At 73.2% G+C, this 12,863-nt stretch carries 10 protein-coding genes; 5 read left to right on the plus strand and 5 right to left on the minus strand.

The genetic code is table 11. From position 1 onward, the window contains the following. The 4 genes from ACWED2_RS14470 to ACWED2_RS14485 are packed head-to-tail and all read left to right on the plus strand — an operon-like array spanning nucleotide 1 to nucleotide 4,087. On the plus strand, nucleotides 1–1,371 hold the full coding sequence (locus tag ACWED2_RS14470; RefSeq protein WP_449690932.1) for an MSMEG_0567/sll0787 family protein: 1,371 nt from the start codon (nucleotides 1–3) through the stop codon (nucleotides 1,369–1,371). Continuing rightward, nucleotides 1,368–2,198 carry a carbon-nitrogen hydrolase family protein gene (locus tag ACWED2_RS14475; protein WP_449690933.1) on the plus strand — a complete coding sequence of 277 codons (831 nt, stop codon included), beginning with the start codon at nucleotides 1,368–1,370 and terminating at the stop codon, nucleotides 2,196–2,198. The genes ACWED2_RS14470 and ACWED2_RS14475 overlap by 4 nt, the downstream gene beginning before the upstream one ends. Continuing rightward, complete coding sequence (locus ACWED2_RS14480) at nucleotides 2,199–3,029, plus strand: carbon-nitrogen hydrolase family protein (protein ID WP_449690934.1); 831 nt, start codon at nucleotides 2,199–2,201, stop codon at nucleotides 3,027–3,029. Next, a complete protein-coding gene (locus ACWED2_RS14485; protein WP_449690935.1) occupies nucleotides 3,029–4,087 on the plus strand; it encodes an MSMEG_0565 family glycosyltransferase in 1,059 nt (352 codons plus the stop codon). The genes ACWED2_RS14480 and ACWED2_RS14485 overlap by 1 nt, the downstream gene beginning before the upstream one ends. A 78-nt stretch (nucleotides 4,088–4,165) precedes the next feature. Here ACWED2_RS14485 and ACWED2_RS14490 read toward each other — a convergent pair whose 3' ends face one another. Next, complete coding sequence (locus tag ACWED2_RS14490) at nucleotides 4,166–5,038, minus strand: LysR family transcriptional regulator (RefSeq protein WP_449690936.1); 873 nt, start codon at nucleotides 5,036–5,038, stop codon at nucleotides 4,166–4,168. 74 nt (nucleotides 5,039–5,112) lie between these two features. Between ACWED2_RS14490 and ACWED2_RS14495 the strand changes: the two genes are divergently transcribed. Further along, nucleotides 5,113–5,955 carry a TIGR03620 family F420-dependent LLM class oxidoreductase gene (locus tag ACWED2_RS14495; protein WP_449690937.1) on the plus strand — a complete coding sequence of 281 codons (843 nt, stop codon included), beginning with the start codon at nucleotides 5,113–5,115 and terminating at the stop codon, nucleotides 5,953–5,955. Between the two features lie 153 nt (nucleotides 5,956–6,108). Here ACWED2_RS14495 and ACWED2_RS14500 read toward each other — a convergent pair whose 3' ends face one another. The 4 genes from ACWED2_RS14500 to melA all read right to left on the minus strand — a co-directional run bounded on the left by ACWED2_RS14500 (nucleotide 6,109) and on the right by melA (nucleotide 12,852). After that, nucleotides 6,109–7,737, minus strand: coding sequence for a glycoside hydrolase family 27 protein (locus ACWED2_RS14500; protein WP_449690938.1), 1,629 nt, complete (start codon nucleotides 7,735–7,737; stop codon nucleotides 6,109–6,111). A gap of 145 nt (nucleotides 7,738–7,882) precedes the next feature. After that, entirely contained in the window at nucleotides 7,883–10,558 is a 2,676-nt protein-coding gene (locus ACWED2_RS14505; RefSeq protein WP_449690939.1) for a glycoside hydrolase family 9 protein, read from the minus strand. Between the two features lie 169 nt (nucleotides 10,559–10,727). Then, nucleotides 10,728–11,525, minus strand: coding sequence for a DUF3592 domain-containing protein (locus ACWED2_RS14510; protein WP_449690940.1), 798 nt, complete (start codon nucleotides 11,523–11,525; stop codon nucleotides 10,728–10,730). A gap of 19 nt (nucleotides 11,526–11,544) precedes the next feature. After that, nucleotides 11,545–12,852: an alpha-galactosidase gene (gene melA / locus ACWED2_RS14515; RefSeq protein WP_449690941.1), complete on the minus strand. Its 1,308-nt coding sequence runs from the start codon at nucleotides 12,850–12,852 to the stop codon at nucleotides 11,545–11,547. Nucleotides 12,853–12,863 lie beyond the last annotated feature (11 nt).

Genomic DNA, 12,863 nt, shown 5'->3' on the forward strand with positions numbered 1-12,863 from the left:
GTGGACCACGACATCCTCGCGCTGCTCGGCGACGTCCGCAGCGTCGCCGCCCGCCCCGCGTTCCACATCGAAGAAGCCGACCACAGTGGACTGACGGCGTACCGCGCGTTGCGCCACGAGGCGTTCGTGGCGCGGCAGGGCCTGTTCGCCGGGCACGACCTCGACGACCACGACACCGACCCGCGCACGATCGTCCTGGTCGCGCGGGACACCGCCGGAGCCGTGCTCGGCGGCGTCCGGCTCGGCCCGGCGACCGACGGCCCCGACCTCGGCTGGTGGCGGGGCGGCCGGCTGGTCGTCGCCCCCGGCTCGCCGCCCGGGATCGGCTCGGCGCTGGTCCGGGCGGCCTGCGCGCGGGCCGAGACCGAGGGTGCGCTGCGGTTCGAGGCCACCGTCCAGACCCGCACCGAGAAGCTGTTCACCCGGCTCGGCTGGCAGCGGCTGTGGCCGGTGACCGTCGGCGGTCGCGAGCACCTGCTGATGCGCTGGCCGATCGGCCGGATCGCCGCGCTGGCGCGCGCGACGAAGGCCGCGCTCGGCCCGCTGCTGCGCGGCCTGACCGGCGTGCCCGGCTTCGTCGGCGACGACGGCGTCCCACTGCCCGGCACCGACGTGGTCGCGGCCTGCGACGCGATCATCCCGGCCATGGTCGAGCGCGACCCGGAGTGGGCGGGCTGGTGCTCGGTGCTGGTCAACCTCAACGACCTGGCCGCGATGGGCGCCACCCCGACCGGGCTGCTCGACGCGCTCGGCGCCCGCGACGCGTCCTTCGCCGCCCGTGTCCTCAGCGGACTGCGGAAGGCGAGCGAGGCGTACGGCGTGCCGGTGCTCGGCGGGCACACCCAGTTCGGCGTGCCGGCTTCGCTTTCGGTGACGGCGCTGGGCCGGACCACCGATCCGGTGCCCGGCGGCGGCGGACGACCCGGGCAGCGCGTCTGGCTGACCGCCGACCTCGGCGGTGGCTGGCGGCCCGGCCACACCGGGCGGCAATGGGACTCGACGAGCTTCCGCCGCACCCCCGAACTGCGGGAACTGCTCGGTTCGGTGGCCAAGGCGAGACCGGCCGCGGCCAAGGACGTCTCGATGGCCGGGATCGCGGGCACGCTCGGCATGCTCGCCGAGGCGTCGGGCTGCGGCGCGGTGCTCGACGTCGAACGCGTGCCGCGGCCGCCTGGAGCGTCCACCGGCGACTGGCTGACCTGCTTCCCGGGCTTCGCGATGCTGACCGCCGGCGCCCCGGCACCCGCCGGGCCCGCGGTCACCGCGGCCTGCGGCGAGCTGGTCGCGGGCACCGGCGTCACGCTGCGCTGGCCGGACGGCGAACTGACGCGCGCCATCGACGGCGGCGTCACCGGATTGGGGAACTCATGACGACACTGAGGATGGCCGCGGTCGCCGCGCCGTTCGACCGCGACCTCGAAGCCGACTTCGCCCGCATCGAGAAGCTGATCGGCCAGGCGAAGGCCGAAGGCGTGCGGCTGCTGGCCCTGCCCGAGGCCGCCCTCGGCGGCTACCTCGCCAACCTCGACGGCGAGGCCGAAGGTCCGCCCGCACTGGCCGCCGACGGCCCCGAAATCCGGCGGCTGGCCGCACTGGCCGGGGATCTGGTGGTGACCGCCGGATACTGCGAACTCGACGGCGGCCGCCGCTACAACTCCGCGGTGTGCGTCAGCGGCGACGGCGTCCTCGGGCACCACCGCAAGGTCCACCAGCCGCTCTCCGAGAACGCCAGCTACGGCGCGGGCGGGGAGTTCGCCGGGTTCGACACGCCGGTCGGGCGGCTGGGCATGCTCATCTGCTACGACAAGGCGTTCCCCGAGTCCGCACGGGCACTGGCGCTCGACGGCGCCGAGATCGTCGTCTGCATGTCGGCCTGGCCCGGCAGCCGGACCAACCCGGCCGCCGACCTGGCCGAAGACCGCTGGAAACGCCGGTTCGACCTGTTCGACCGGGCCCGCGCGCTGGAGAACCAGATCGTCTGGCTCTCGGCCAACCAGTCCGGCACCTTCGGCGACCTGCGGTTCGTCGCGAGCGCCAAGGTCGTCGACCCGGGCGGCGAGATCCTCGCCGACACCGGCGTCGCCGAGGGCATGGCCGTCGCCGAACTCGACGTCGGGGCGGCGCTGGCCACGGCCCGGCGGTCGATGGAACACCTGGCCGACAGACGGCCCGACGCCTACCCGGTTAGTGTCCCGTGAATGGGGCAGATCCGCATCGGGGCCGTGGCCGCACACTTCGGCCGCGACCTCGACTTCGACCTCCAGCGCATCGCGACGCTGATCGACCACGCGCGCGCGTCCGGCGTCACGCTGCTGGTGCTGCCGGACGCGGCCCTCGGCGGGTACCTCGCCGACCTGCGCCACCCCGACCCGGACGCCCTGCCCCCGGCCCTCGACCCGGACTGCGCCGAGCTGAAGACCATCGCCTCGCTGGCCGCGGAGATGGTCGTCTGCGTGGGCTACTGCGAGGCCGACGGGCCGCGGCGCTACAACTCGGCGGTCTGCGTCACCGGCGACGGCGTGCTCGGGCGGCACCGCAAGGTCCACCAGCCACCCGGGGAGAGCGTCGCCTACGAGGCGGGTGACCGCTTCGCCGCGTTCGACACCCCGGTCGGGCGGCTGGGCATGCTGATCGACTACGACAAGACGTTCCCCGAGTCGGCCCGGTCGCTGGCCGTCGGCGGCGCCGACATCGTCGCCTGCCTGAGCGCGTGGCCGACCAGCATCACCAACCGCGCGCCGCGGATGGCCCAGGACCGGCAGTCGCGGTTGTTCGATCTGTACGACCAGGCGCGGGCGGCGGAGAACCAGGTCGTGCTCGTCTCGTCCAACCAGACCGGCGCGATGGGCGGGATGCGGTTCCTCGGCCAGGCCAAGGTCGTCGGGCCCGGCGGGGAAATCCTCGCCCGCACCTGGTCCAAGGCCGGGATCGCGGTCGCCGAGCTCGACGTCGGGCAGGAGATCGGCAACGCCCGCCGCGTGCTCCACCACCTGGGGGAACGGAAACCGGAGGTCTACCGGGAGGCCTGATGCGCATCGCCCTGCTGAGCTACTCGACCAAACCCCGTGGTGGGGTCGTGCACACGCTGGCGCTCGCGGAGGCGCTGGCGGAGCTCGGCGAGGACGTCACCGTGTGGACACTCGGCCGCGGCGGCGACGCGGGCTTCTTCCGGCCGGTCGACCCGCGGGTCCGGCAGGCGATCGTCCCGTTCCCCGACGTCCCGGCCGAGTCCGTGGGGGAGCGGATCCTGCGGTCCATCGCGGTGCTCCGCGCGGCGTTCACCCCGGACGCCTACGACGTCGTGCACGCGCAGGACTGCATCAGCGCCAACGCCGTCGACCGGTGCGTCCGGACGGTCCACCACCTCGACACCTTCACCACCCCGGAACTGGCGGCCTGCCACGAACGCGCGATCGTCCGGCCGTACGCGCACGTCTGCGTGTCCGCCTCGGTCGCCGCGGAGGTCCGCGCCGGCTGGGGCATCGAGGCGGCGGTGATCCCCAACGGCGTCGACTACGACCGCTTCGCGACCGCCCCGCGCACCCCGGAGCGGGGCCGGTACGTGCTGGCCGTCGGCGGGATCGAGCCGCGGAAGGGCTCGCTGGACCTGCTGGAGGCCTTCGCGCTGCTGGCCGAGCCGGACCTCCGCCTGCTCATCGCCGGCGGCGAGACCCTGTTCGACTACCGCGACTACCGCACGCGCTGGGAGAAGCGCGCCGCGGAGCTGGGCGTCTCGCCGGTGGTGCTCGGCCCGGTCGCGCACGACTCGCTGCCGTCCCTGATGGCATCCGCCGCGGTGTTCGCTTTTCCGTCCACCAAGGAGGGTTTCGGGCTGGCCGCGATGGAAGCGCTCGCCGCCGGGGTGCCGGTGGTGACCCGCGACCTGCCGGTGCTGCGCGAGGTCTTCGGCGGGGCGGCGCGGTTCGCCGCCGATCCGCCCGGGTTCGCCCGGGAGCTGCGGGCGGCGCTGGGCGGGGTGGACCCGGCGCCCGGGCGGGCGCTGGCCCGGCGGTACACGTGGGCCGCGGCCGCCGAGGCGCACCGGGCCTTCTACCGGAGCCTGCGTCACCCGCTTCGGGTGACCTGACCCGGTCCTCGTTTCCGGCGGAAAGCCGCGCTGTTCGCCGCCGGGCACCTGGTGGGGCAGCGGCCGGACGGTTCCGGGTCAGCCCGCCGCGTCGTCGCGGAAGGCTGCCGCCGCGCATTCGGCGCCGCTGTTCGCCTGGTGCCGGGCCACCACGACGCTGCCGGCGATGGTGATCGGCGGTTCGAGCGGGACCGCGCGGACCCGGGTCGAACGGATCTCGGCGACCTGGTCGGCGGGCAGCACCGTCCAGCTCCGGGGATCCGAGCCGACTTCGACGATCGTGTCCTGGAGCGTGCCGGTCGGCCGGCCCGGCTTCGCGCACAGACCGGTTTCGCGCAGAGCCTGGGCCACGGCGTCGTAGAGCGCCGGGTCGTGTTCGCGGGCGGGCAGGCGCAGCGTGTCGCCCGCCAGCTCGGTCAGGCCGGCGGCCGGGCGAGCCGCGGCGGGGTGGTGCCGGGACACCACCGCGAACAGCCGTTCGGTCCAGGCCGGCAGCACCTCGAGCCCGGGCACCGAACGCACGCCCCTGGTCAGCGCCAGGTCGAGGTCACCCTGCCGGAGAGCGTTGAGCCGGGCCTCGACAGGCAGGTCGACCAGCACCACGTCGAACTCCGGCGCCCGCTCGCGGAGGGCGTCGATCCCGCGTTCCAGGCGGGCGGTCAGGCCGGCCGCGGTGCCGATGCGCACGGTCGTCATGACCTGCTTCGCCGCGAGCTCCACCTGACCGGCCGCGGCCAGCGTGCTGCGGGCGGCTTCGAGCACCCGCTGCCCGGCGGCGGTGAGCCGGACCCGCCGGGGCGACCGGTCGAGGAGCCGGACCCCGAGTTCCCGCTCCAGCCGGGCGATCTGCTGGCTGACCGCGGGCTGCGCGATGTGCAGCCGCTCGGCGGCCCGGCCGAAGTGCAGCTCGTCGGCGACCGTGACGAAATAGCGCAGTGCCCGCAACTCCATGATAAGCCGAGCTTATCGCAGCACGTGGCGGTTCGTGCTGGCACGCGACGCCGTCCGCTGCTGAAGTGGTGATCATGACCATCGAACTGGGCCCCGTCGGCGCCTACCTGACCGCCGCCGAGGCGACCGCGGCGGACGCCGTCGCGCTGGAGCAAGCCGGGTACGGCGCGATCTGGCTGGCCGCCTCCCCGGCCGCGGACCTCCTCGCCGCGGAGCGGCTGCTCGACGCCACCAGCCGGATCGTGGTGGGCACCAGCGTGCTCAACGTGTGGCAGGCCGACGCGGGCACGGTCGCGGACGCCTACCACCGGATCGCGGCGAAGCACGCCGGCCGGCTCCTCGTCGGCATCGGCGCCGGCCACCGCGAAATCGACGCCGGCTACACGTCCCCGGTGGCGAAGGTCGAGAGCTACCTGGACCACCTGGCCGCGGCCGGCGTCCCCGCCGACCGCGTGCTGCTGGCGGCCCTCGGCCCCCGGATGCTCCGGCTGGCGGCTGAGCGCGCGGCGGGCACGCTCACGCTCCAGGTGACGCCCGAGCACACCCGCCGCGCCCGGGAAGCCCTCGGCCCGGGCAAGCTGGTGATCCCCGGCCACGGTGTCGTGCCGGACACCGACACCGAGCGCGCCCGGGAGACCGGCCGCGCCGGGCTGCGGCCGATCCTCGGCATCTCCAGCTACGCCGCCAACCTCCGCCGGCTCGGGTTCACCGACGAGGAGCTGACGGACCCGTTCGGCAACCGGTTGCTCGACGCCCTCGTCCTGCACGGCGACGAACCGGCCATCGCGGCGGGCATCCGTGCGGAGCTGGCGGCCGGAGCGGACCACGTCGGCCTGCACGTGCTGGGCGAGGACCCGATCGCCACGCTGAGGTCGATCGCCCACGCCGTCCGCGACGGGCAGGGCTTGCCGGTGTAGCGCCCGCGGCTCGGAGACGGCGGCCGCCGCCGCGCGGTGGGCGGCCCGGCGGCGCGCGGGTTCCTCTCCCCGAGAGCCCCGCTGAGCCGCCGGACCGCCGTCGGGCGGGCCGGGCAGACCGAAATCATGCCCGGCGCGGTGTGCGAAGGGACTTCACGCCGTGGGCGCGGTCCACTGCTGGTTGGCCTGGCCGTTGCACGCCCAGAGGAGCACCTTGGTCCCGTTCGCGGTGCCCTGGCCGCTCGCGTCCAGGCAGAGGTTCGACTGGACGCCGGTGATCGTGCCGTTCGCGTTCACCGTCCACTGCTGGTTGGCCTGGCCGTTGCAGTCCCAGATGACCACCGGTGTCCCGTTGGCCGTGCCCTGGCCGGAGGCGTCGAGGCACTTGGTGCCGTAGACGGTGAGCTGGCGGCTCGCCGTGCGGGTCCAGGTCTGGCCCGGGCCGCCCTGGCAGTCCAGCAACTGCAGCTGGGTGCCGTTCGCGGTGGTCGCGTTCGGCACGTCGAGGCAGCGGCCGGACTGCTTGCCGGTGATCGCCCCACCGCCGGCCGGGGGCGTGCCGTCGGTGCCGGTGACCGTGAGCAGGACCGCCTCCCCGGCCGGGACCGAAGTGGCGTAGGCGGAGGAGAAGGTCCCGCGGTCGGCGCCCGCCCAGACGTCGCGGACGGCCGCCGAACCCGACAGGCCGAGTGCGGACCACCGGGCGGTGATGGTGGCGGCCGAGCCGGTGCGGTTGAGCAGGACGACCGCCCGGCGGCCGGTGCCGGACAGCACCTTCTGGTAGACCTGCAGCCCGGAAGCGTCCTCGGCGACCTTCGTGCCCTGCCGCCCGAGCGAGTCCTGGTCGATGGCGAGCATTTCGCGGTTGGTCAGGGTGGCGCGGGTGGCCGCGCTCATGTCGCTGGGCTTGTTCCCGGCGATCAGCGGGGCGCCGGAGATCGCCCACAGGCTCAGGTGGGTGCGGTTCTGCGCGTCGGAGAAACCGGGCAGGCCGGCGATGAGCATGTCGGGATCGTTGTAGTGGCCGGGACTCTGCGCGCCGGCGTGCTGCGCGGCGTCGAAGTTGGCCAGCATCCGCGACATCGACGGCCGCTCGCCCCAGTAGATGATGTCTCCGCTGGTCCGCCACAGGTTGGCGATGGACGGCGCCCAGTTCCACGGCTGGCTGCTGCCCCATTCGCAGACGGAGAACGTCATCGGGCGGCCGGTCTGGGCGGTGGCGCGCGAAATGGAGTCGCTGATCTGGGTGTAGGCCGTGCGGGCGTTGAGCCCTTCGGCCTGGCCGCCGCACCAGTCGACCTTCACGTAGTCGAAGCCCCACCGCGAGAACTGGAGGAAGTCCTGGTCGTAGTGCCCTTCCGCGCCGGTGCCGGGGTACGCGGGGTGCCCGGTGGGGTAGTAGTAGCCGCAGCCGTTGCGGCCGGCGTCGGTGTAGATGCCGGCTTTCAGGCCCTTGCCGTGGATGTAGGCGGCGATGGCGGCCATCCCGCCGGGCCACTTCGCGGTGTCGACGGTGATGTTCCCGCCGGCGTCACGGCTGCCGGTCCACCAGCCGTCGTCGATGTTGACGTACTCGTAGCCGGCGTCCTTCATCCCGGAGGCGACGATCGCGTCCGCCTGCTGCTCGATGACGGTGTGGTCGATCGCCCCGGCGAAGGAGTTCCAGGAGTTCCAGCCCATCGGCGGTTTGGTGATCGGCGCCGGCGCCGCGGCCGCGCTCGAGGGCGTCGCGAGCGAGAAGAAGGCGGCGATCAGCGCACACACCGTCCACAGGGGACTCATCGGGCGCTTGGCTTGGCGTGCTTGCGCGTGCGGCAACGGAAACCCCCATCGGCGGTGACGGTGGAGTGTGAACGCTAACACAATTGCGGTGAAAGAGGTTTTCCCGCTGAAACTTTCAATTCCTACGCCGGGGTGAGCGTGGCACTCACGGCTCGGTGCCCCAGGCGAGGGTGCCCGACCGGTACGCGGTGACGGTGGCCAGATCGGTGAACGACGCCGCCGTGCGGTAGCTGTAGTCGTCCGCCTGGTTGAACCCGGACCAGTCCGCCTTGGCCACCCGGATCTGGACCTCGCCCGTGTTCGCGCCGGCGGCCAGGGTGCCGCCGGTGAAGGCGAGTTCCACGTACGCGTCCGCGCCTGGCCGGGGCGTGCTGAGCTTCACCACCCGCAGCGTGACGTTGCCGCAGCCGGCCACCGCGTAGTCGCACCAGATCTGGTAGCCCGGGTTGGTGGCGTCGCCGGTGAACCAATAGCGTGCCGTGACACCGCTCAACGCGGCCGCTGTGCTGCCCCGGTTGACGATCTGCAGGCTGGTGCGGATCTGGTTGTCCGTGGCGCCACTACTGGAACGCTGCTGCACCGCGAGCGAGCCGGTGCCCGGGTTGCCGCCGGTCGTGGTGGTGACCGATACCGGGCTGCTGGCCGCGGACCGGTTGCCCGCCGCGTCCCGGGCACGGACCGAGAACGTGTACGCCGTACCGGGGGTCAAACCGGTGACCTGGTAGGCGGTTCCGGTCGTGCTGCCGATCGTCGTCCCGGTCGCGTCGAGCACGTCGTAACCGGCGACCCCGACGTCGTCGGTCGCGGCCGTCCACGCCAGGCTGACGCTGGTGCTGCCGGCGGTGGCGGTGACGCCGGTGGGCGCGGACGGCGGCGTGGTGTCCGCTGTGGACGGTCCCGGCGGCGTGCCCCACAGCACGGTGGAGCCCTGGGCGAGCACCAGCCGCGCAGCGTCCGCGGGTGCGGACCCGCTGGGGGCGAGGCCGGTGTGCGACCAGTCGTCGGCCGGGTTCCAGGTGCCGGTGCTGCTGATCCGGAACTGCACTTCCTTGCGGTAGCGGGACTGCCCGCCCGGCGCGACGCCGCCCGAGCACGTCACCTCGACGTAGTAGACCGAGCCGGAGAACGGGCGCACGGCCGGCGCGTCGCACTGGTTGTACGCCGAGGTGACCGAGATCTGCCCGGGCGTGGTGGCGCCGTCGAGCGTGAAGTAGTAGCGCAGCGAGCCGGTGAAGGTGCGGGCCGGCCACGCCGACTTGTTGAGCACGTACGCCTTGACCTCGGTGAACGTGCCGCCGTCCGGCTGGTTGAGGGCGCCCTGCGCCAGCAGCTCCGGGCCGTCCGGGGTTTCCTTCGGCGGGAAGGAGGCCAGTGGCGCGCCGCCGTACTCGCCGTAGAGGCGGGCCAGCGCGCCGGTGAAGCCGGCGTTGTAGTCGAGGGCCACCTCGTTCATCGTGTAGTTGGTGCGGTCGTCGGTGTAGGAGTCGTTGGCCGAGCTCGGGCCGCCGACGAGCGCGCCGTAGAGGGTGTGCCTGCTCTGCGCGGGCTCGTTGATGTTGTCGGCCCAGGAGCCGTGCGCGGTGCGGTGGTGCGGGTTCCGGGGCGGGTTGACGCCGAACCCGACTTCGAAGCTCGCGCCGCGCGGGTTGTCCCCGAGCGCGTAGTCGATCTGCCGGACGCCGAAGTCGTGGTAGGTCGTGGCGCGCGCGGGATCGGTGGCGCGCAACGAGTCCGCGTAGGTCAGCGCGACGAACGCGGTGTTCGCCGCGTAGCGCAGCGAGCCCCACTGGTCGAGCACGGCCTGGCCGCCGGGGGAGTAGGGCACGCGCTGGCCGTTGACACCGGTGGTCCACCAGTCCAGCCAGCGGTTGGCGTCGGCGACGTACTCGGGGTCGCGGGTGAGCTGGGCGAGCAGGACGTAGGCGCCGTAGGACTTGTCGTCCCAGGCCAGCGTCCAGCGGTAGGAGCGGGTGGTGGACTGCGGTTCGGTGCCGAGCTTTTCGTACTCGGCGCGCGCTTTCGCCAGGTACGTGCCGTCGCCGGTGGCCTTGTAGAGCCAGATCGCGCCCCACACGAGCTCGTCCTGGTAGCCGCTCCAGGACTTGTAGAAGTTCTGGGAGTCGGTGATGCAGTTGGAGTAGACGCCCCGGTGGTTGTCGGCGAACGAGTACAGCTGCTTGGCGTGGGTGAGCAGGGTGCCCGCGTAGCCGGGGTCGCCGGCCTGGAACACCATCGAACCGGCGGCCAGCTGCGCGGCGGCCTCGCCGGCGAGGTCCGAGCCGGGGCAGGCGTCGTCGACGCGGTACGCGGGCCGCGCCATGGTCATCGTCTCGGCGGGGCCCCACCACTTGTGGTCGTCGTCGCCCTTGCCGACCTGGCCGTAGAGCACGTCGGGCTGCGGGTGCGCCTTGATCAGCCAGTCGGCACCCCAGCGCAGGTTCGACAGCAGGTACGGCCACTGGCCGGAGTTCTGGTAGGCGGTGCGGTTCTCCAGCGCGCCCCAGGCCAGCATGGTCATGCTGAACTCGAACGGCAGCCCGAACTTCACGTGGTCGCCGGCGTCGTAGAAGCCGCCGGTGAGGTCCAAGCCCACGTCCTTGCCGTCGCCGGGGGCGGACGGGCCGCGCCAGGAAACCCGGTTGTCGGTGGGCAGGGCCCCGGAGCGCTGGGCGTCGTAGAACCAGACGGCCTTCTGCAGCGCTTCGCCGTAGTTGAACTTGCCCGCGGCGCCGGCCGGCGGCCCCGGGACGACCAGAGTCAGGCCGAGCACGAGCAGGGCCACGATCGCCCGGGCTGTCGCCTTCGCCGTTGAAGAGCGCACACCGCCTCCTCGAAACTGGGAGCGCTTCCAGTGGCGAGCGTAAGGAGCGGGGTGGCGGGTGTAAAGCACCGGCGACCGCGGTAGGCGGTTCGGCGGCGGTTCGAGGACCATCCGGCCTAGCGTTGCGCGTGCAAGCCGGTGGACGGTGGTCGGGCCACTGGGAGCGCTCTCACGTCGTGGGTTTCCCGGACCACGTCCGGGGCTTGCGCCCGAAGGCCGGCACCGCGAACCGCCGCCGTCCGGGGCCGAGGTCGAAGAGGACGACCATTTCCCGGGCGGTGCCGCCGACCCACGCCGGGCGGTCCGGCTGGGTGTGCAGCCAAGTGCTGCGGTGGCTTGACAGCGTCGCCCGCAGCTCGGCGCGGCTCCCGTCGCGGTATTCGACGAGCAGGTCCGGCCAGTGGCGGTACCGGGGCGACGGGTCGGGCCGGACGGTGACCGTGGCCGGCCGCCAGCCGGTGCGCCGCACCGCCTCGTGCCGCAGCGACCACCGGCCCCAGCCGATCAGGCTGAAGACGACTCCCGCCAGCAGGCCCACGCCGAGCATCCAGAAGTAGGCGGGCCCGCGGGGGTCGATGCCGTCTTCCAACGTCGTGCGCGCGTGGGCGGGGTCGGCGGGGTCGTAGACGACCGTGACCGTCGCGCCTTTGGTGTAGCGCCGGTTCGAGCTGAGCGGGATGTCGGCGTAGCGCTCCTTGCCCCGCACGGTGTAGGCGACGTAGATCGCCGGTGGGTGTTGCTCGAGCAGCAGCACTTCGCCGGGCACCTGGATACCGTCCCGCAGGAGCCGGCCGGCCGACGACTCGTACAGGACGAGCCCGGTGAACGTCCCGGCCACGGCCAAGAACCACACGGCGGCGATGGCCAGGGCGCGCCACCCCAGCACGCGCAGCCTGCGGGTCTCGTCGGTCAGGTCCGCGCTGTCGTCGCCGTCCGCCCCCGGCAGCCACTCCGCTTCGTCCCCCATGTGTCCATCTTCCCACAGGTCAGCCTCCGAGGACGGCACGCAGACCGGGCTGGAGCCGGTCGCCGTGGGCGCGCACGAGGTCGTCGCACAGCTCGAAGATCCGCTCGACCGGCAGCGTGGCCGCCGTGGCCGGGTCGGTCATCGCCGCGTGGCGGATGTGCCGGGGGTCGTCCTCGAGGGCCGCGCGCACGACCAGGTCGTTGACGCTCAGGTACGTCCGGTTGAGCGCCGCGAGCTGGGGTGGCAGGGTGCCGATCCGGGTCGGGCGGACGCCGGTGCCGTCGACCAGGCACGGCACCTCGACCACGCCGCCGGCGGGCAGGTTCTCGATCAGGCCGCGGTTGACGACGTTGCCGTAGACCGTCCGCGGGGTGCCGGTCACCAGGCTGTGGACGATCTGCGGCGCGTACTCGCCGGTGCCTTCGACCGGCAGCGGCTCGTCGGCCGCGATCGCCCGGCGGGTGCGTTCGTACTCGGCTTCGTTCTCCGCGACGATGCCGAGGTAGTCCCCGATCGGCAGCCGCAGGCGCTCGATCTCGCTGTCGTGCCCGAGGTACCAGGGCACGTACTCGGCGGAGTGCTCGCTGGTCTCCGTCGGGTAGTAGCCGAGCCGGCGCAGCATGTCGAACCGGACGCGCCGCCGCAGCTGCCCGTCGGCCTCGGCCAGCTCACGCAGCCGCGGGTAGAGGTCGGCGCCCGCGTGCTCGAACCGCAGCACCCACGCCTGGTGGTTGACGCCGGCCGCGACGTAGGTGACCTCCTCGAACGGCACCCCGACGAGGGCGGCGAGCCCGTGCACGGTCCAGTACACCGAGTGGCACAGCCCGACGACCCGCGTCAGCCCGGTGGCTTCGCTCAGGTACTGGACGTTCATCGCCATCGGGTTCGTGTAGTTCAGCAGCCACGCCTGCGGGCAGACGTCGGCGATGTCCGCCCCGAGCGCCTTGAGGAAGGGGAACGTCCGCAGCGCGCGGAAGATCCCGCCGATGCCGAGGGTGTCGCCGATGGTCTGGCGCAGGCCGTAGCCTTCCGGGACCTCGAAGTCGGTGCGGGTCGCCGCCGCCATCCCGATCTGGACCATGTTCACGACGAAGTCGGCGCCGGAGAGGGCTTCCCGGCGGTTCGCGTGTGCGGTGAGCACCGGCTTGACGCCCCGCGCGGCGGCGATCCGCCGGGCCGCGGCCAGCGCGGTGGCCAGCCGGTCCGGGTCGATGTCGTGCAGGGCGACGTGCGCGCCGTCCAGCTCCGGGTAGGCGAACAGGTCGGCCAGGAGGCCCTGGGTGAACACGACGCTGCCCGCGCCGACGAAGGTGATCTTGGTAGGCATGGAAGTCCGAT

Source organism: Amycolatopsis sp. NPDC005003, from assembly GCF_053600695.1.